Source organism: Rhodococcus sp. NPDC057135 (assembly GCF_042670865.1).
Lineage (GTDB): Bacteria > Actinomycetota > Actinomycetes > Mycobacteriales > Mycobacteriaceae > Rhodococcus_F.
Map to the genome: position 1 here is coordinate 1 of NZ_JBHUUU010000030.1, position 22,854 is coordinate 22,854.

Genomic DNA, 22,854 nt, shown 5'->3' on the forward strand with positions numbered 1-22,854 from the left:
GGTGGTGGCGTCGGCGTTTGTGGGTGTGTTGGGTGTTGATCGGGTGGGGTTGGATGATGATTTCTTCGAGTTGGGTGGCAACTCCCTCATCGCGACTCGGGTTGTCATGCGCATCGCCGAAGAACTCGAGACGGCCGTACCGGTCCGCCTTCTGTTCGAAGCGTCTACCGTCCAGGAACTTGCCGCACGTCTCGAATCACACGTCGGTGAAGGAAGCCGCCTTGCGCTGACAGCTCAGGATCGACCGGAAGAGATTCCGCTTTCTCTTGCGCAGCAGCGTATGTGGTTCCTCAACCGCTTCGACGGCTCGGCAGGCGCCTACAACATGCCGTTTGCACTGCGGCTGAGCGGTGAACTCGATCTGGGCGCGATGCGTGCGGCGATCGGCGACGTCGTTGCCCGTCACGAAACCCTGCGCACTGTGTATCCGGAAACCGATTCGGGACCGGTCCAGGTCATCGAACCGGTAGGACATACGCCGGTGGAATTGAACGTCGAGAGTGTCACGGAAGCCGAGATTGTCGGCAAGCTGGTCGAATTGGCGTCGACGAGGTTCGACGTGACGGCCGAAATCCCGCTGCGGATTCGGTTGTTCCAGGTAGCCGAGAACGAGTACGTCCTCGCCGTCGTGGTGCACCACATTGCCGCGGACGGCTCCTCGACTACTCCGTTCGCCCGCGATCTCGTCATGGCCTACGCGGCACGGGCGCAGGGAACGGCGCCGGGTTGGGCCCCGCTGGACGTGCAGTACGCCGATTACAGCCTGTGGCAGCGCGAGGTGCTGGGTAGCGAGGAAGACCCGGAATCCGTGTCGTCCGAGCAGATCGCCTACTGGAGCCAAGCTTTGGCCGGGCTGCCGGATCAGCTGGACCTGCCGACGGACCGTCTGCGTCCCGCCGCGCAGTCGTACCGCGGTGGCTACCTTCAGTTCGAGATCGACGCAGCAGTGCATCAGGGCCTGTCGGCGCTGGCCCGTGAGCACGGGACCACCCTGTTCATGGTCACGCACGCGGCGTTTGCGATTCTGTTGGCGCGCCTTTCCGGCACCGACGACATCGCCGTTGGCACCCCGATCGCTGGCCGCGGTGAGCGTGCGCTCGACGATCTGATCGGCATGTTCGTCAATACCCTGGTATTCCGGACACACGTCGACGGTTCCGACAGTTTCACGGAACTACTTGCCCGCGTGCGCGAGAACGACCTGCAGGCCTTTGCGCATGCCGACGTTCCGTTCGAGCGACTGGTCGAAGTTCTCAACCCCGCACGTTCGACTGCTCGGCACCCGCTCTACCAGGTGGGCTTCCTTTTCCAGAACATGGAACAGGCAAGCCTGGAACTGCCTGGCCTCACCGTCAAGGGCCTCGAGATCGACAACGGTGTCGCTCAGTTCGATCTGCAGTTGATCGTCGGTGACAACTACGACGAGCGTGGTGTTGCCTCCGGCATCTCGGCCGTATTCAGCTACGCACACGACCTTTTCGACGAGTCGACAGTCCAGTCCTTCGCTGATCGGTTCAACACCGTTCTGGCGGCGGTGGTTGCCGATCCGTCGATCGTGGTCGGCGACATCGACGTGCTCGATTCGCGTGAGTCGAATCAGGTTCTGCAGGAATGGAATGCAACGGAGCAGGTACTCGACGCCGAGGCGACACTGGTCGATCTGTTCGATCAGCAGGTTGCCGCTCACGGTGATTCCGTCGCGTTGGTGCACGGGCTCGAATCGCTGACGTATGTGGAGTTCGACGACAAGGTCAACCGGCTCGCTCGTCACTTGATCGAACTGGGTGTCGGTCCGGAGTCGTTGGTGGCATTGGGAATGCGACGCTCCATCGACCTGGTGATCGGCATGTACGCCGTTGCCAAGGCAGGCGGCGGTTATGTTCCGATCGATCCGGATCATCCGGCCGATCGCACCGGGTACGTCCTCGAGATGGCCGCGCCAGTCTGCGTGCTCAGCAACGAGAACGACGCACCGTCGCTCGCGGGGATCGACAATGTTCTTCTCATCGACACCCTCGATCTGTCGCGCGTCTCCGGAGCGCCGGTGCGCGGCGACGAGCGGATCGCACCGCTTCGTTCGGCGAATACCGCGTACGTGATCTTCACGTCGGGATCGACCGGCAAGCCGAAGGGTGTGGCGCTGTCCCACGCCGCGATCGTCAATCAGCTTCTGTGGAAGCGTGATCGCTACGGTCTCGACCAGACCGACGCAATGTTGCTCAAGACTGCAGCGACGTTCGACCTCTCGGTCTGGGAGTTCTGGTCCGCGTTGACATCCGGGTCCCGCCTGGTCATCGCCGACCCGGACGGCCACAAGGACGCCGAGTACATGCTGGCGCTCATCGCTCAGGAGAAGGTGACGACGCTGCACGCGGTGCCGTCCATGCTCTCGATGCTGACGGCCGCAGCAGACGGCACTCTTCCGCAGTCTCTCGAGCGTGTCCTTGCCATCGGGGAGGCCTTGCCCGCGGCAACGGCGGCAGAGTTCCGCAAGGTGTCCGACGCGGCACTGGTCAATCTGTACGGCCCGACCGAGGCTGCGGTGTCGGTCACGGCGCACGACGTGGACGAGAGCGACACCTCGTCGGTCTCGATCGGTGCCCCGGAATGGAATACGCAGGTCTACGTGCTCGACGAGCGACTGCATCCCGTTCCGGTCGGAGTGACCGGTGAGTTGTATCTTGCCGGAACCCAGCTGGCTCGTGGTTATCACGGGCGGGCCGACCTGACGTCGGAACGCTTTGTCGCCAACATCTTCGGAGAACCGGGCACACGTCTGTACCGCACCGGCGACCTCGTTGTCTGGCGCAGTGGCGGTGAACTCGAGTACGTCGATCGTGCCGACTTCCAGGTGAAGATCCGCGGCTACCGCATCGAACTCGGTGAGATCGAAGCTGTTATCAGAGCTGCTGAGTCCGTGGACGCAGCGGTTGTCGTCGCGAAAACCGATCCGCGACTGGGGGATCGACTGGTCGGGTACCTCGTTCCGCAGGCTGGGGCCACCGTCGACGTCGACAGCGTGAAGGCGGAACTCGTCCGCGAGTTGCCGAGTTACATGGTGCCGTCGGCGTTGATGGTGCTGAGCGAATTGCCGCTCAACATCAACGGCAAGATCGATCGAAAGGCGCTGCCGGAACCCGAATTCGAGGCAACGGAGTTCCGTGCCCCGAGCAATCCGGTCGAAGAGATCGTGGCCTCGGTGTTTGCCGAAGTCCTGGGCGTTCCACGAGTCGGGTTGGACGACGACTTCTTCGATCTCGGCGGAAACTCGCTGATCGCCACACAGGTCGTGGCCAGGTTGGGTCAGGCACTTGACGCCCAGATTCCGGTGCGGATCATCTTCGAAGCGTCGACTGTCGGACTGCTGGCGTCGCGGGTGCTCGAACATGCCGGTTCAGGTTCGCGGGCACAGTTGGTGGCGCAGGAACGGCCGTCGCAGATTCCGTTGTCGCTCGCTCAGCAGCGGATGTGGGTTCTCAACCAGATCGACCGCAGGTCTGCCGCGTACAACATCCCGGTCGCGATCCGGATGTCCGGCGATCTCGACGTCGCAGCATTGCAGTCGGCCGTCTCCGACCTTGTTGCTCGCCACGAGATCCTGCGGACGTTCTATCCCGATCTCGGGGACGGCCCGACGCAGTCGATTCAGTCGAAGTCGGCAGCCGTTGTCGACATGGCCGTGCTGTATGTCGGCGAAGACACGATTGGGGCCGAGGTCGCGAAGGTCGTCGGTCAGGGCTTCGACGTCACTGCCGGTGTTCCGCTGCGCGTTCGCCTGTTCCAGATCACGCCCACCGAGCATGTCCTGATCGTGGTGGTCCACCACATCAGCGGCGACGCGTTCTCGATGGCGCCGATGATCCGAGACACGATGGTCGCGTACACGGCGCGTACCGGGGGAGCGGCACCCGAATGGGCTCCGCTCGAAGTCCAGTACGCGGATTACACGTTATGGCAGCGCGACGTTCTGGGTTCCGAGGGCGATCCGGACAGTGAACTGTCGACGCAGCTTGCCTACTGGACGCAGGAACTCGCCGGCGTTCCCGAACTTCTGGAACTGCCGACGGACCGTCCTCGTCCGCCGACGCAGTCGATGAAGGGTGCGGACTTCCTGTTCACTCTCGGCGCCGACTCCACGCGTCGAATCGCGGAAATCGCGCGCGAGCAGAACTCGACCGTGTTCATGGTCGTGCATGCCGCGTTCTCGGTGCTGCTGTCCAAGCTCAGCGGCTCGAACGACATCGCGATCGGTACACCGGTGGCGGGCCGCGGCGAGCGAGTCCTCGACGACCTGGTCGGTATGTTCGTCAACACGCTGGTGTTGCGCACGCAGGTGAAACCGGCAACCACGTTTGTGGACCTGCTGCAGCAGGTGAAGGAGAAGGACCTCGCGGCGTTCGGAAACGCAGACGTGCCCTTCGAGCGTCTGGTCGAGCAGGTCGGCCGTGAGCGCTCACAGGCATACTCACCGCTGTTCCAGGTGATGCTCACGTTCCAGAACATGGCACTTGGCACGTTTGCGCTGCCAGGGCTCGAACTGTCGGCGGTGGACGACGGATTCGACTCGGCGATGTTCGACCTGCAGCTCACCGGTATCGAGGAGTTCGACGAGCACGGAGCGCTGTCCGATATCCGGATGCGATTCACCTATGCAACCGATCTGTACGACGCCGCAACCATGGAACTGTTCGCAGCCAGGTTGCGGGCCGTGGTCGACGCCGTTGCCGCAGATCCGACGGTGGTTCTGCGGACCATCGACATCGTGACGGACTTCGAACGCGCGCTGATCGAGGCAGCCGAGCCGAAAACGGCCGCGGACCTTCCGGACCTCGCAGCAGCGGCCGCCGCAGCAGATCCGACGGCGGTTGCCTTCACACACGGCGACACCGTGGTGACCTTCACACAGCTTGCCGAAAAACTGGCTGTGATGAAGCAGACGATGGGTGCGGCGCTCACTGCCGACGCGTTGGTCTCGGTTTCGCTGAACGGTCTGGTTCCGGGCATTCTTCCGGCACTGGGCGCCGACGGTATTACCTCGCTCGTCGAGTCTTTGATAACTGACGCGCAGGCCACGCTGGGGAAGGGTTCCGGTACGGACGGGTAATATGCAGTATTTGCCCCATGGGCGTTGATCTGTACGACCAGTCGTGCGTTGGATCTGCGCCGTGCTGTCGTCAGTTGGAGGAAGTGTTGATGTCCGTCGGTATGCCGGGACCACAGTCGCTGACGATCGAGGACCTGCCGAGATTGATCGCTGCAGTAGCCGAGGCGGAGCCCGACCGGACAGCGCTTGTTCATGCAGACGTCGAGGTCACCTACGAACGGTTGCACTCGGAACTGACCACACTCGACTCCGCGATGGGTGGTGCGCTCGGCCCGGACGCACTCGTACCGGTCGTGATCTCCACGCTGCTGCCGGAGTTGCTCGCCACACGAGAGGGTGGCCTCGAATCCGTCGTCGGTGCGCTCATCGCCGACGCGACTTCCGTCGTTGCTTTCGAGGCTCCGTCGGTCGTCGAGTCGACTCTCGTAAGTCTGTTCGAGGAGCAGGTCGCCCGTACCCCCGATGCCGTCGCCCTTCGTTTCGGCTCCACGGCGTCGACCTACGCGGAATTCGATCGCCGGGTCAATCAGCTCGCCCGCGAGCTCGTCGCCCGTGGCGTCGGACCGGACACACTCGTCGGCCTGGGTATCCGTCGGTCCGTCGAACTGCTGGTTGCGATGTACGCGATCGTCAAGGCCGGTGGTGCGTACGTACCACTCGATCCCGACCATCCCGCTGAGCGTCTGGCGTATGTGATCGACGTCGCCGCGCCCGTCCTCGTGCTCACGACGTCAGCGGACGCGGTCGGCATTCCCGAAAACGTCGATGTACTGCGGATCGATGACATCGATGTCTCGGCGCACTCAGGCGCGCCGCTTGCCGACGGTGACCGGCTGTCACCGCTGCGCACCGACAATCTTGCGTACGTGATCTTCACATCGGGTTCGACCGGCAGGCCCAAGGGCGTCGGTGTGTCACACGAGGCAATCGTCGCCAACCTCCGATGGAGGCAGAGCGAATATCCCTTCACCGACGAAGACGTCATCCTGCAGAAGACGCCGTTTACGTTCGACGTGTCGGTGTGGGAGTTCTTCTGGCCGTTGCAGGTCGGCGCTTGCCTCGTGATCGCGGAGCCGGACGGGCATCGTGATCCGGCCTACGTCGCAGCGACGATGATCGAGTACGGCGTCACCGTTGTACATTTTGTCCCCTCGATGCTCGCGGTCTTCGTCGCTGAACCGCGCGCTTCCGAGATCACCTCGCTACGTTACGTTTTCGCCTCGGGTGAAGCGCTTCCCGCCCAGACCGCCGCGCGGCTGCGCGACGTCAGCACCGCGGAACTGCACAATCTGTACGGACCGACCGAGGCAGCCGTCGACGTCACGTACTACGCAACCGGACCGCAGGACGAGGTCTCCATTCCGATCGGCCGTGCTGTCGCCGAAACAGAGCTACTCGTCCTCGACGACGCACTGCGTCCAGTACCTCCCGGCGTCCCCGGCGAGCTTTACCTCGCGGGGGTCCAGCTGGCCAGAGGATATGTCTCCCGCCCCGATCTGACGGCGGATCGGTTCGTCGCGCATTCCACATCCGACGGCGAGCGCATGTACCGAACGGGCGATCTGGTCCGATGGCGCGGTGCCGGCGCCGACCGCCTGCTCGAGTACCTCGGCCGCACCGACTTCCAGGTGAAGCTGCGTGGACTGCGCATCGAACTCGGCGAAATCGAATCAGCGCTACTCGACAACGATGCAATCGCACAAGCGGCGGTTCTCGTCCACTCCGATGCGGCTCTGGGCGACAATCTGGTGGCATACGTGGTTCCCGCGTCAGGAGTTGTGCTCGACACCGACGCTCTTGCAGGTGAATTGGGTGGACGCCTACCGGACTACATGGTGCCGTCGCTGTTTGTCGAACTCGAGGCGTTTCCGCTCAATGCCAGTGGCAAGCTGGACCGCAAGGCGCTGCCGGCGCCCGAGTTCACGGCGCAGGTTGTCGAATACCGGGCGGCGAGTACGCCGGTCGAGAAGACGTTGGTTGCGATCTTTGCCGATCTGCTCGGCCGGGACGACCTCGGCGTCGACGACGGATTCTTCGACCTCGGGGGCAATTCACTGCTCGCGACGCGAGTGGTGGCGCGCGCGAACGCCGAACTCGGCGTGGAACTCGATATGCGAGCTTTCTTCGATGCTCCGACGGTATCCGAATTAGCTTCTCTCGTAGGCGATTCTGCTGGCCGCGGTACGAAGGCTCCTCTCGTTGCACAGGAACGTCCCGACCGGATCCCACTTTCGCTTGCGCAGCAGCGTATGTGGTTCCTCAACCGCTTCGACTCGACCTCGGCAGTCGATCACATCCCAGTCGTTCTCCGGCTGACCGGAATGCTCGATGCCGCTGCGCTCCGTTCGGCGATCGATGATCTCGTCGAGCGGCACGAGAGCCTGCGTACTGTGTACCCGGAGGTCGACGGCGTCGGCTACCAGCAGATCTTGACCGTCTCCGACGTGGAGCTCGATCTGTCGCCGGTCGCTGTGGCCGAATCCGAGATCACCGAGCGTGTCATCACGGAGATCACCGGGGGATTCGACGTCACCTCACAGGTGCCGTTGCGGGTCAAGCTCTTCCAGGTGGCCACGTCGGAATACGTCCTTGTATTCGTCGTCCACCACATCAGTGGTGACGGCTTCTCGATGGGCCCCTTGGTGCGCGACGTCGTGACCGCTTACGCGAGTCGGGCGGCTGGCAGGCCACCCGAATTCACGCCGCTGGACGTGCAATATGCAGACTTCTCGATCTGGCAGCGAAAAGTTCTCGGCAGCGAGCACGACGCGAAATCGGTGATATCGCGCCAGATCGATTACTGGACACAGCAGCTCGACGGGCTCCCTGAGCGGCTCGACCTGCCGATGGATCGAGCCCGCCCGCCCGTCGCGAGTTATCGCGGAGCGTCGCACACGATGACTATCGGTGCGGACGTACTCGCGCGCCTCGAGTCGATTGCGCAGGCGAACAAGGCCACGGTGTTCATGGTATTGCACAGCGCAATCGCCGTGCTGTTGGCGCGTTTGTCCGGAACCACTGACATCGCGATCGGCACCCCGGTGGCGGGTCGTGGCGATCGCGCACTCGACGATGTCATCGGCATGTTCGTCAACACCCTGGTGCTGCGTACCGAGATCAATCCGGCAAGTACATTCGACGAGCTGGTGAACCAGGCACGGATTGCAGACCTCGATGCATTCGGTAACGCTGACGTCCCGTTCGAGCGCCTGGTAGAGGTGCTCGACCCGGCACGCTCGCAGGCACACAATCCGCTGTTCCAGGTGATGCTCGCGTTCCAGAACCTCGGCCAGAAAACACAAAGTGGTGCAACGCTCGGCGGCCTCGAGGTAAGCGGTTTCGAGCTCGAGTCCGCAGTCGCCAAGTTCGACCTTCAGTTCACGGTGTGGGAAGACATCGAGGTCGGCGGGCTGTCAGTCGTCATCGATTATGCGCGTGACCTTTTCGATGCCTCGACCATCGAGACGTTCGGTTCCAGGCTGTCCGTATTGCTCGGTGCGGTCGCTGCCGATCCGGCCGTTCTCGTCGGCGAGATCGATCTGTTCGGCGCCGGCGAGGCAGCCCGCGTGCTCGGCTGGTCGGTGGGGCAGCGTGTGTCGATCGGCGACAGATCGCCACTTGCACTCTTTGCCCGGCATGTCAGTCGCGACCGGTCGACGGTTGCCGTCGTGGCCGATGATCGGACCCTCACCTACGGGGAACTCGATGCGCGGTCGTCGGTGCTCTCTCAGGACTTGCTCGCTGCGGGTGTGGGAGCGGACGACGTGGTTGCGCTGGTGCTGCCCAGGTCGTGGCAGTGGGTGGTGGCAATGCTCGCGGTGTGGAAGACCGGCGCCGGTTACACACCGATCGATCCCACGTTGCCGACCGAGCGCGTGAATACACTGCTCGAAGACACCAGTGCCCGCGTGGTGATCGCGTCCGGCGGCGTCCAGACGGCGCTCCCGGTGCTGCGGGTCGAGAGCACGGATGGGGCGGAATCCGGCGATTCCGTTCCGGAATGGGTGGACCATTGGCGTGAGCGGGGCGCAGGTGAGCGTGTGGGATACGTCATCTCGACCTCTGGTTCGACGGGTCGGCCCAAGCCCACGGTCGTACCGATGGCGGGCATCGAGAATACGACGGCCTGGTACCGATCCGAACTTCCGGACGCCGCTGGTGTGGTCGTTGCGTCGTCACCGAGTTTCGATCTCACGCAGAAGAATGTGTGGGGACCGCTTACCAGCGGTGGCAGTGTTCACGTCGCTGCAGCGGGGTTCGACCCCGCCGAGATCCTTCGCGCCGTCTCCGACGACGACGTCCAGGTCGCGAACATGTCGCCGAGTGCATTTGATGCACTGGTCGATGCCGACGTGGACGGCGTCCTCGAATCGCTCGACGTCGTGTTCCTCGGTGGTGAGCCCATTCAGGTTGGTCGGCTCAAAGATCTGATGGCGGCCGGTGTGCGCGTCGTCAACAGTTACGGGCCCACTGAGGCCTCCGACGTAGTGTCCTTCCAGGAGGCGGCACCGGGAGACGTCAACGGAGTCCCCATCGGGATTCCAATTCCGAATATCGAACTCTACGTGCTGGATTCGCGCCTGCAGCTGGTCCCGGCCGGAGTGGTCGGTGAGCTTTACGTGGGAGGTGTGGGAGTCAGTCGCGGATACGGTGGACGCTTCGACCTTACTGCCGAGAGGTTCGTGGCGAATCCGTTCGGGTCGGCAGGCTCGCGGCTGTACCGTACCGGAGACCAGGTCCGGTGGAACGGTTCGGGAGAGCTGGACTATCTGGGCCGCACCGACTTCCAGGTCAAAATCCGTGGACTCCGAATCGAACTCGGCGAGATCGAAGGGGCCCTGGTGGCACTCGATTCGGTATCGGCTGCTGTCGTGGTGGTACACAAGGACAGCCTGGTCGGAGATCGCCTGGTGGCTTATCTGGTACCAGCACACGGGGCCGACGTCGACATCGCGGCGATACGTTCGACCGTCGCGGCGCGTCTGCCTGACTACATGGTGCCGTCCGCGTTTGTGGCGATCGAGACGGTTCCGTTGAACGCCAACGGAAAGGTCGATCGGCGGGCCCTGCCCGAGCCGACGTTCGCGACACTGTCATACCGCGCTCCGACCACTGTGGTCGAAGAAAATGTGGCCCAGATCTTTTCGGATGTTCTGGGTGTAGCTCAGGTCGGTCTCGACGACGACTTCTTCGAACTCGGCGGCAACTCGTTGATTGCCACGCGAGTTGTCTCACGGCTCGGTCAGTCCTTGGACACCGTAGTGCCGGTACGACTGCTGTTCGACGTGTCGACGGTCGAGGCCCTGGCCGCACGACTGAGCACTCACACCGGCGACGCGGGACGGATGCCTCTCGTCCCGCAGGAGCGTCCCGAGCGAGTCCCGCTGTCATTGGCGCAGCAGCGAATGTGGTTCCTCAACCGGTTCGAGCCGGAATCCGGGGTCGACAACATTCCGGTCGCCGTGCGGTTGACCGGTCCGTTGAACACGGCGGCTCTGGCGGGGGCCGTGCGGGACCTGATCGACCGTCACGAAAGCCTACGCACGATCTATCCCGAGATCGACGGCGTCGGTTACCAGCAGGTTCTCGGTTCGGCGGCAGTCGATCTCGATCTGTCACCGGTTCGAGTTCCGGCTGAGGCTGTGGAACTCCGTGTGCGGGAGCTGATCCAGCCCGGATTCGACGTCACGGTCGAGATCCCTCTGCGTACCGCGCTCTTCCAACTTGCCGACGATGAGTACGTGCTTGTCTTCGTCGTCCATCACATCAGCGGAGACGGTTTCTCGATGGTGCCGTTGGTACGTGACGTGGTGACAGCGTATGCGGCGCGATCGCACGGGCGTGCGCCGTCCTGGTCGCCGCTGGCTGTCCAGTTCGTCGACTACACCCTGTGGCAGCGTGAGGTGCTCGGCAGCGAGGACGATCCGCACTCGATCATCTCGGGCCAGGTCAACTACTGGAAGAGCCGGCTCGCGGGAATCCCGGATCAGCTGGACCTGCCGACCGATCGGCCACGTCCAGCCGTAGCAACGAACGGTGGTGCAGAGTACCAATTTGCCATCGAGCAGGGCGTCGTCGCATCCCTCGACCGAATTGCACGTGAGCATCAGGCTTCGCGTTTCATGGTCGTGCACAGTGCATTCGCCGTGATGCTGGCGCGCCTGTCCGGCACCTCCGACATCGTGATCGGTACTCCGGTCGCGGGGCGTGGTGAGCAGGAACTCGACGATGTGATCGGAATGTTCGTCAACACGCTCGTGTTGCGGACGAACGTCGATCTGTCGCTGTCGTTCACGGAATTGCTTCGCAGCACGCGTGAGTCGGACCTGCAAGCGTTCGCGCATGCCGACGTGCCGTTCGAGCGCCTCGTCGAAATCATCAACCCGGAACGATCGCAGTCACGCAATCCGCTGTTCCAGGTCATGCTCACGTTCCAGAACGTCGCCCAGGGCAGCGACGAATCGGCCGACATCGACGGCGTCACGGTATCGGCCCTCGACGTCGATGCGTCCGTGGCGAAATTCGATCTGCAATTGACGATCACCGAGCATGACGGTGAACTCCGTGGACTCTTCACTTACGCAACGGATCTGTTCGACCGTAAGACGGTGGCGTCCTTCGTCCAGTATCTGACCGCGACTCTCTCGGCGGTCGCGGCTGCCCCCGCTGGGCCGGTCGGGGACGTCGACGTCGTCGGCGACTCCGATCTGGGGCTGGTCGTCGAGCGCTGGAACAGCACCGGTCACGATGTTCGCGATGTGACGCTGGTGGATCTGTTCGATGAACAGGTCGTCCGCTCTCCCCACTCGATCGCGCTGACCTTCGATGGGAATCAGCTCACGTATCTCGAATTCGACCGGCGGGTCAATCAACTCGCCCGCAAACTCGTGTCGGAAGGCGTCGGCCCGGATGCCCTGGTCGGCTTGGCCATTCGCAGAAGCTTCGATTTGCTGGTGGCGATGTACGCGGTAGTCAAGGCCGGCGGCGGCTATCTGCCCATCGACCCCGATCAGCCCGTCGAGCGCAACGAATACGTCGTGTCGACTGCAGCTCCGATCTGTGTGTTGACTACAGAGAGAGATGGATTCGACGCTGAGGGAGTGCTGGTAGTCAGGATCGATACCGTAGACCTGTCCGGTTGTTCCGACGCACCGGTCACCGACGCGGACCGCCTCGGCCCGCTGCGAGGGGAGAACACGGCGTACGTGATCTTCACCTCCGGGTCGACGGGCAAACCGAAGGGCGTTGGGGTGTCACACCGCGCGATCGTCAACCGGCTGATCTGGATGCAGGCCGAGTACAGCCTCCTTGGCGACGACGTGGTCCTCCAGAAGACTCCTTTTACCTTCGATGTCTCCGTGTGGGAGTTCTTCTGGCCGTTGCAAGTCGGAGCTCGACTGGCGATCGCTGCCGTCGACGGCCACCGAGATCCGGCCTATCTGGCCGCGCTGATCGCGTCCGAACAAGTGACCACCATTCACTTCGTGCCGTCGATGTTGGAAGTGTTCCTCGCGGATACGGTCGTCACGAGGTCTTCTACCCTTACCCGAGTCTTCGCCTCGGGTGAGGCGCTCGCCCCGCAGGTGGCCGCGCAGTTCCGGACGGTTCTTCCCGGAACTGAGCTGCACAATCTGTACGGACCGACGGAGGCCGCGGTCGACGTCACCTTCCACGAGGTGACGGACGCCGACACCACCACCATGCCGATCGGCGCGCCGGTCTGGAACACACGCGTTCTGGTACTCGACTCACGACTGCATCCGGTGCCCGTCGGGGTCGCGGGCGAGCTCTACCTCGCGGGAGTGCAGTTGGCCCGGGGGTACGTGGCTCGGCCGGACCTCACCGCGGACCGGTTTGTCGCCGATCCGTTCGGACCTGCCGGATCACGCCTGTATCGGACCGGAGACCTGGTGCGATGGAATGCGTCGGGTGAGTTGGTATACATCGGACGTACCGACTTTCAGGTCAAGCTACGCGGACTACGCATCGAGCTGGGGGAGATCGAGTCGATCCTGCGTGATCATCCGTCGGTCGGTTCGGTGGTGGTTGCCGTCCGGAGCGATCAACTGGTCGCGTACCTGACGGCGGCGGGTGAGTCTCTGATCGATTGGCTGGAACTGGAATCGATACTGGGGAAACATCTTCCGTCATACATGGTGCCCACGGCGCATGTTGTTCTGGACGAACTGCCGCTCAACGCCTCGGGAAAACTCGACCGGAAGCAACTGCGCGATCCTGAGGTCGAGATCGCGGTTTTCCGGGAACCCGAATCTGTGGTCGAGGTCGAAGTTGCGCGGATTTTCGCCGACCTCCTCGGTATCGGGCAGGTCGGCTTGGACGACGACTTCTTTGCGCTAGGCGGTAATTCACTGATCGCGACGCAGATCGTCGCTCGACTCGGGCATGCACTCGACACCACTGTGCCGGTCCGCATCCTGTTCGATGCATCGACAGTGGAGTCGCTCGCGGCGCGAATCGACGTGCTCGTGGGGCGGGGCGGCCGTCCGCCGCTCGAACCACAGGAGCGCCCTGAGTTGGTTCCGCTGTCGATCGCGCAGCAGCGCATGTGGTTCCTGAACCGATTCGATTCGGCGTCCGGAGTGGACAACATTCCGATCGCGATCCGGTTGACGGGGGATCTCGACATCGAGGCCATGCAGGCAGCTCTTCGTGATCTGTTCGAGCGGCATGAGATTCTCAGGACCACATACCCGGAAGTCGACGGTATCGGATACCAGCGAGTCCTCGACACCGCGGATGCACTGCCTGATCTGTCGCCAGTACGTATCCACGAGTCCGTCGTCACCGACCGGGTGGCGGAATACGTACTCGCCGGATTCGATGTCACCGCAGACGTGCCGGTCCGGGCACGTCTGTTCGATCTTGCCGACTCGCAGTACGTTCTGGTGTTCGCCATCCATCACATCAGCGGTGACGGCTTTTCGATGGGGCCGCTGGTCCGGGACGTCGTCTCGGCGTACGCCGCGAGGTCGCAGGGAATCGCTCCGACGTGGAAGCCGCTACCGATCCAATTCGCGGACTTCGCGCTGTGGCAGCGCCGGGTACTCGGTGTCGAGTCCGATCAGGGATCGTTGATCTCTAAACAGATGGAATACTGGAAGTCTCAACTGGACGGATTGCCCGTCGAACTGACCCTGCCGTCGGATCGGCCGCGTCCGCGAGTCGCTTCACACTCCGGTGCCGAGTACTGCTTCGATATCGAAGCGGACATGCACGAATCATTGAATCATGTTGCGCGAGAACATAATGTGTCACTCTTCATGGTTCTGCACAGTGCGCTGGCCGTCCTGCTGGCGAAGCTGTCCGGCACCGCCGACATCGTGATCGGTACACCAGCGGCCGGACGAGGTGAACAGGCTCTCGATGATCTGATCGGCATGTTCGTCAACACTTTGGTCCTGCGGACCGAGGTCGACCCGGGCGAGTCGTTCGCTGCACTCCTGTCGAAGGTACGGGACACCGATTTGGCCGGTTTCGAGAACGCTGACGTGCCGTTCGAGCGTCTGGTGGAAGCACTGGACCCCGAACGGTCGCAGGCGCGTAATCCGCTCTTCCAGGTGGGCTTTTCGTTCCAGAATCTCGGTCAGGGTGCGCACGGATCCGTAGAGATTCCGGGCCTGCGCATTTCCGGTGTCGACATTGCGCCGACGTTGGCCAAGTTCGACCTGCAGTTCACGGTCTGGGAGACTCCGGCTCAGGCGGGCGGGCTCACCTTCGCCGTCACGTACGCCACCGATCTCTACGACGAATCGACGATTGCAGGCCTCGAGTCACGACTGAACGCCGTGCTGACATCCGTCGTCGCCAATTCGTCGAATGCAGTCGGCGACATCGACATTCTCGGTGAGGACGAACGCCGGACGATACTCGACGGGTGGGCCACGCCCGGGGCGGTCGTCGACGACTCGACCACTCTGGCCGGACTGTTCGATGCACAGGTGACCCGATCACCGAACGAGATTGCGGTGGTCTTCGGAGACGAGCGATTGACGTATCGGGACATCGATTCCCGCGCAAACTGTCTGGCCCGCACGCTGATCGATTCGGGAGTCGGATCCGAGGACCTGGTAGCGGTCCTCTTGCCGCGATCGGTCGATCTGGTCGTGGCGCTGCTCGCCGTCGTCAAGTCTGGTGCCGCGTATCTGCCGATCGATCCGAGCTATCCGGATGAGCGGATCGCATATACCCTTGCCGACGCGTCTCCGGTGTGTGCGATCGTCGCTCCGGATTCGCTGCGGGAACTGCCCTGCCCTTCTGTCTCGCCCCGGGACGCCGCAGCAGACTCCCGCCCCGTGACCGACGCAGACCGCGTGCGGCCTTTGCGTTCGAGAGACCTGGCGTACGTCATCTACACATCAGGATCTACCGGCCGCCCCAAAGGTGTTGCGGTCACTCATCGGAACGTTGTGGAGTTGTTCGCCAACGCGCAGACGGAATTCGCATTCGATTCCTCGGATGTGTGGACTTTGTTCCACAGCTACGCATTCGACTTCTCGGTGTGGGAGCTGTGGGGTCCGCTCATTCACGGCGGTGTACTCGTGGTCGTCGACTTCGAGACGTCGCGTTCGCCAGACCAGTTCAGACAATTGCTGACCACCGAGGGCGTCACGGTGCTCAATCAGACTCCGTCGGCTTTCTACCAGCTTGCGGAGGCGGACCGTGTTTCCGGAGGATCGGACGGTACCGCGTCGGATCTTGCGCTCCGGTACGTGATCTTCGGTGGCGAGGCACTCGATCTCGCACAGCTGACCCGGTGGTACGACCGTCATCCGGACGACTCGCCGCAACTGGTCAACATGTACGGAATCACCGAGACCACGGTGCACGTCTCTTATCTCCCGCTCGATCGTGCGAGCGCGGAGACCGCGACGGCGTCGTTGATAGGTCGACCACTCGACGGCCTTCGGGTGTACGTACTCGACGACCGTTTGCAGCCTGCTGCGATCGGCACGGCCGGCGAGATCTACGTCGCCGGCGGACAACTGGCACGCGGGTATCTGGGGCAGAGTGGATTGACGTCCGGGCGGTTCGTCGCGAATCCGTTTGCATCGCACGGCGAGTCGATGTACCGAAGCGGCGATGTGGCGCGCTGGAACCGCGCCGGCCAGCTCGAATACCTGGGGCGTTCCGATTCGCAGGTTCAGCTTCGAGGTTTCCGGATCGAACTCGGCGAGGTCGAGACGGCCCTGCTCCGAGTCGGTGGTGTCGCCCGTGCCGTGGCCGTCGTCCGCAAGGACGCAGATCTGGGCGATCGGCTCATCGCGTACGTCGTGCCCGAGGCCGGTTCGGACCTCGACGCGAGCACGGTCAGCACAAGTGCGGCCGACTTCCTCACCGGCTACATGGTCCCCGACGCGACAGTGTTGTTGGACGCCTTGCCCCTCACGGTGAACGGGAAGCTCGACTCCGCTCGGCTGCCTGCACCCGTCTTCGCTTCCGCCGAATATCGAGCGCCGGTGTCCGACACCGAGAAGGCCGTGGCGACGGTATTCGCCGAATTGCTGGAGGTTCCTCAGGTCGGACTCGACGACGAGTTCTTCGAACTCGGTGGTAACTCATTGATCGCGACCCGGGCGGCGGCACGACTGAGCCGATCCCTCGACGCCACAGTCCCCGTACGGACTCTGTTCGACACCCGGACGGTCGAAGAACTCGCGAGCGCGATCGAAGTCCACGTCGGAACCGGTTCGCGAAAGCAGCTCGTTGCCCGAGTTCGCCCCGAGCGCATTCCGCTGTCACTGGCGCAGCAGCGTATGTGGGTGCTCAACCAGATGGACACCGACGCCTCGACGTACAACATCCCGATGGCGCTGCGTCTGGCCGGGCAGTTGGACGTCGACGCGCTGAAATTTGCTCTGCGTGACGTGATTTCGCGCCACGAGTCACTGCGAACGCTTTACCCGTCCGACGGGCTGGGGCCGGTGCAGCGGATCGTCGGTGCCGACCGCGTGCCCATGTTCGGGGAACCGACAGCGGTCCACGACGGCGCGCAGATGTACACGAAGGTCGTCGAATCGACGACCGCCGGATTCGATGTGTCATCGGAGGTTCCGGTACGTACTGATCTTCTCCAGATCGGAGAAGATCAGTACGTGTTCGTACTCGTCGCGCATCACATCGCGGCCGACGGGCAGTCGATGGGGCCACTGGCCCGCGACGTGATGGTGGCCTACGAAGCGCGTACCCGGGGCAGTGCACCATCGTGGAGCCCACTCCAAGTGCAGTACGCAGACTTCGCGCTGTGGCAACGCGACGTACTGGGATCGGTAGATGACGCGGGAACGATCGCCGCGCGCCAACTCGACTTCTGGCGCACAGCGCTCGACGATCTGCCGACCGATGTCGGCTTGCCGACAGACCGACCGCGTCCCGTGGTGCAGTCCGCCGCAGCGGGGGCAGTCCAGTTCACCGTCGACGCTGATGTCCACTCGCGACTGAGCGACATCGCCCGAGCGAAGAACGCCACGGTGTTCATGACAATCCACGCCGCACTGGCGGTCCTGATCTCGAGGTTGGGTGGAGGCTCCGACTTCGCGATCGGTACCGCTGTCGGCGGCAGGGGCGAGCGCGCCCTCGACGATCTCGTCGGTATGTTCGTCAACACACTCGCGCTTCGCACCACGGTCGATGCCGGTGCACGCTTCGAGGATCTCGTTTCGCATGTGCGCGACGTCGACCTGGCCGCGTTCGGCGAAGCCGATGTTCCTTACGAGGAAATCGTGGAGGCGCTGCCGCCTCGGGCGGGGGGCCTGTTCCAAATCGTCCTGTCGCTGGAACCGACCGCCCAGACCGAGTTTGCATTGGCAGACCTGACCATAGGCGCCGTCGACAGCGGAGTCCTGACCACGAAGTTCGACCTTCAGCTCACCCTGACCACCGCAGCGGACGGCCTCGGACTCTCCGGCCTGTGGCTGTATTCCGAGGACCTGTTCGACAAGACCACGGTCGAGTCGTTCGCACAGCGGTTCGTTCGTGTACTCGAGCAGGTCACCGACGATCCGACCAGGCAGGTCGGCGATCTCGATCTGCTGACCGACATGGAGAAGTCCGAGGTCGCCGGCGGCGTTCGCGAAGCCAGCGCAGTCGCGAGCACGACGTTGCTGCCTCAGTTGCTCGCCTCCGTCGTGGAAAGCGACCCGGACGCGCCTGCGGTGGTGACAGACGGCGAGGAGACCGCTTACGCGGCACTCGACGCGAAGTCTTCGCGTCTGGCTCGCCTGCTCATCGAGGAAGGTGCAGGTCCCGGCACTGCGATCTCCATCGGTGGTGGTGTCGATGCCGTGATCGCCCGCTGGTCTGTGGTGAAGACCGGCGCAGCCGTTACCGGGGCGCATCCGTCGGATCCGGCAAGCCTGACCCTGTCGAATGACTCCGACACCTCGACGCTGCTCTTGACGTCACCGGAGATCGAGTCTCGGCTGGCGACGATGTCGGATCGTCCGATCAGCTACGTCGATCGCGCCCGGTCGACAATGGCGGACGATCCGGCGATCGTCGACGGTGACCGAGTGCTCACGTACGGCGACCTGTCGGACTCTCTGGCGGAGCTGCGTAAGCGGTATTCCGTCGACTTCGAGTCGAGGTTGGCATTCGCCGGCGCGGTCGGCTCGCCGGAGCACTCGGTCGCGGTCCTCCTGGCGGCGTCAGCCGGAGCGGCTGTCGTCATTCTCGGTGACGCCGAGGCAATCGAAGACTCACTTGCCGACGACTGGGTGACGCATGTGGTGCTTCCGGACGAGGTCCGCTCGGCCGTCGACCGAACCGACTTACCCGATCTCGAGTACGTCCTCACAACGGGCGAACTACTCGGGTGGTGAGATCGGGCTCCGTCGGCGACCGTGCCAGTGGCCGAATTCATAGGTGATCGTGCCGTTACCCGGATCGGTGTTACCGGCTGTAACAATGGGCGGTAGGGGTTGGATGTGTTGGGGGAACCCACTGATGCAATTGTGGGTTCCCCGGCGTCCAGTCTGGACAGACCGGTAGTGACAGTTCAGAAGTATGACGCGAAGGTGAGTTGCTCGATGCAGCGTTGGGTCTCCGTACACACCGTTCGACCGCAGGTGGCGGTCGTATGAGTACTGACGACGCGACCCGGCGGAAGACATCTCGCGCCGGCAGGAACGAACGACCGGCACGCACCAGACGCGCGCGGGTGCCATTGCTGCCTCAGTTACTCGCAGCTGCAGTGGACCTCAACCCAGCAGCACCGGCGATCACATTCGGGGGTCAAACCCTCACTTACGCCGAAGTGGACGCGCTGTCCTCGCGTCTGGCTCGGTTGCTCATCAGCCGCGGAATCGGGCCGGAGGACCGGGTGGCGGTGTCGATTCCCCGCTCCGTCGAGTCGGTCTGTGCGGTGTGGGCGGTGGCCAAGACCGGCGCAGCTTTCGTGCCGGTCGATCCCAGCTATCCTGCAGACCGTGTCGAACACATGATCACCGATTCTGCAGCCTCGATAGGGCTGACCACGGCCGCGTACGCTATCGACCGTCCTCGCAGCGTCCAATGGCTGGAAGTGGACGGCGACGTGTTGACGGCCGAGTTGGCCGGTATCTCCCCGGATCCAGTCTCGTATACCGAACGCGTTCGAACCCTTCGCGTGGATCATCCGGCATACGTGATCTACACCTCGGGGTCGACAGGACGGCCCAAGGGCGTCGTCGTCACCCACGCCGGGCTTTCAGACCTGTGTGCGGAACAGGTCGAACGGTATGCGCTCACCTCTACGTCGCGGACACTGCATTTTGCTTCGCCGAGTTTCGACGCTTCCGTGCTCGAACTGCTGCTCGCCGTCGGTGCAGGCTCGACGATGGTGATCGCGCGTCCGGACATGTTCGGCGGCGACGAACTCGCGGAACTCCTGGTGTCGGAAAAGATCACGCACGCGTTTGTGACCCCGGCAGCGCTGGGTTCGATTTCCCTTGACGGCGCCCACCAGTTCGACAATCTCGCCGTGGTGGTCGTCGGCGGTGAAGCGTGTTCACCCGCGCTGCTGTCCACCTGGGCACCCGGCCGACGGTTCTTCAACGCATACGGACCCACGGAAGCCACCGTCGCCAGCAACATCGCCGAGTTGACCGTCGATCGTCCCGTGACGATCGGTGGTCCCGTCCGTGGTGTCGGCGTGTTCGTCCTCGATTCTCGACTTCAGCCGGTCGCCACCGGAACCGCCGGCGAACTCTACCTGTCGGGCACCCACCTTGCCCGCGGGTACAACGGCCTGTCCGCAACTACTGCGGCAAGTTTTGTCGCAAATCCGTTCGGCAGCGCCGGGGAGCGGCTCTACCGGACCGGCGATACCGTGCGGTGGATCCGCACCGGCGGCGATGGCGGAGCCACCGATCAGACCGGTGGTGAGCGTGACCTCGAATATCTCGGGCGGGGGGACTCACAGGTCAAGATTCGCGGCTTCCGGATCGAACTGGGCGAGATCGATGCCGTCCTTGCCGCCCAACCCGGAGTCGACTTCGTCGCCACCGTCGCGATCACCGGTTCCTCAGGTGACGCCGCGCTGGTGTCGTATGTCATGGCGAATGCCGACGTCGACCTGGACCCAGACTCGTTGACCGCCAGCGCTCGGGCCGTTCTTCCGCGCCACATGGTGCCTGCATCGATCATGGTCATCGACCGGATTCCTCTCACCCCAGTGGGTAAGTTGGACACCGACAGCCTTCCCGAGCCGATCTTCATCTCGCGTGCGTACCGCGAACCATCAACGCCTGCACAGGTACTCGTGGCAGCGGCCTTCGCCGACCTGCTCGGAGTCGAGAGGGTCGGTGCCGAAGACGACTTCTTCGAACTCGGCGGCAACTCACTTGTTGCAGCAAGGCTGGCTGGACGTCTCGGAGCTGCGTTCGGGACACGCATTCAGGTGAAAACCCTCTTCGAGGTATCGACGGTCGAAGCTTTGGCTGCCCGAATCGAAGCCGAGGCGGAGGGGTCCGTCAGAGTACAGCTTGCGCCGGTGATTCGTCCGGAACATGTGCCGTTGTCGCTGGCGCAGCAACGGATGTGGTTCCTGAGCCAGTTCGATTCCGAATCTGCTGTCAACAACATTCCGATCGTCCTCCGCCTGAGTGGTGAGCTTGACACGGTTGCGCTCGCCTCAGCGGTCGGTGACGTCCTAGCTCGGCACGAAGTCCTTCGTACTGTCTACCCAGGAATCGACGGTGTGGGCTATCAGCAAATTCTGCCGGAATCGACCGCAGACATCGACCTCGATCCCGTTCCGTTGGCCGATTCGGCACTTCTCGGCGAACTGTTGACGCTCGTTACTGCCGGATTCGACGTCAGCTCGGCAGTTCCGTTGCGGGTCAAGCTCTTCCAGACGGATCCGTCCGAGTATGTCCTGGCGATGGTCGTTCACCACATTTCAGCGGACGGCGTTTCCGTAGCGCCGTTGGTTCGGGACGTTGCGTTCGCCTACCTTGCGCGTGTGGACGGCCGGAGTCCGGAGTGGACACCGCTGCCGGTGCAGTACGCAGACTTCGCGATGTGGCAGCGTGAGGTTCTCGGCGTGGATTCCGATCCGACATCGTTGATGTCCGAGCAGCTCGCGTACTGGAAGACGACCTTGCGAGACCTGCCGGAGAAAATCGAACTCCCGGCCGACCGTCCACGACCCTCAATTCTCTCCACCAGAGGCGGCGTCCACCGTTCGGACGTGGACGCTGAATTGCACAGTGCCCTGGAGCAACTCGCACTTGACCACAACGTGTCACTGTTCATGGTCGTCCATGCGGCGCTGGCGGTCCTGTTGGCAAGGTCGAGCGGCAGCGGTGACGTGGCGATCGGTTCACCAATCTCTGGACGAGGGGAACCCGAACTCGACGATCTGATCGGCATGTTCGTAAACACCCTGGTGTTACGCACGGCCGTGAATCCAGGAGCAAGCTTCTCCGATTTGTTCGACCATGTGCGTGACATCGATCTGGGGGCTTTTGCCAACGCCGATGTGCCATTCGAGCGGCTTGTCGAAGTGCTCGACCCGGCACGATCCCAAGCGCACCACCCGTTGTTCCAAGTTGCGCTGTTCTTCCAGAACATGGCCGACGACGCACTGGAATTGCCCGGACTGCGTGTCTCCGGATTCGACGCGGGCGTCGACATCGCGAAGTTCGATTTGCAATTGACCGCAGCTCCACGGGAAAACGAGTCGGGGGATGCCGCGGGGATCGCGCTGTCCTGGCTCTACGCCACGGATCTGTTCGATGCCTCGACCGTGTCCGCCTTCACCGATCGGTTTGTCCGCATACTGCGTGCGATGATCGCAGATCCCGGTTCAGCGGTCGGTGACGTCGAGGTCATGACGGCGTCTGAGCGTGCTTTGGTGCTCGAGTCGTGGAATGACACGTCTCGTCCGGTTGTGGGTGGGTTGTTGTTGGATGGTTTTGATTCTGTGGTGGGGGTTTGTTCGGGTTCGCGGGCGGTGGTGTGTGGGGATGTGGTGCTTTCGTATGGGGAGTTCGATGAGAGGGTTAACAGGCTTGCGCGTTATTTGATTGGTTTGGGTGTTGGGCCGGAGTCGTTGGTGGGGTTGGCTGTTCGGCGGTCGGTGGATTTGTTGGTTGGTTTGTATGCGATTGTGCGTGCGGGTGGGGCGTGGGTGCCGTTGGATCCTGATGCGCCGTCTTCGCGTAATGAGTATGTGTTGGATTCGGCTGATCCGGTGTGTGTGGTGTCGACGGAGCGTGATGGTTTCGTGGCGTCGGGTCGTCGGGTTGTGT

Annotated in this window: 3 protein-coding genes; all 3 read left to right on the forward strand. The window is 63.1% G+C overall.

The features are described from left to right. Positions 1 to 5,104, forward strand: a 5,104-nt coding sequence (locus ACFT1A_RS30705) for an amino acid adenylation domain-containing protein (RefSeq protein ID WP_378450068.1), incomplete at its 5' end; no start/stop codon positions are given. A gap of 89 nt (positions 5,105 to 5,193) precedes the next feature. After that, the gene (locus ACFT1A_RS30710) at positions 5,194 to 18,942 is read left to right on the forward strand and encodes an amino acid adenylation domain-containing protein (protein ID WP_378450069.1); all 13,749 of its coding nucleotides are present in this window, start codon (positions 5,194 to 5,196) and stop codon (positions 18,940 to 18,942) included. 257 nt (positions 18,943 to 19,199) lie between these two features. Continuing rightward, on the forward strand, positions 19,200 to 22,854 hold a 3,655-nt coding region (locus ACFT1A_RS30715), incomplete at its 3' end, for an amino acid adenylation domain-containing protein (protein ID WP_378450070.1).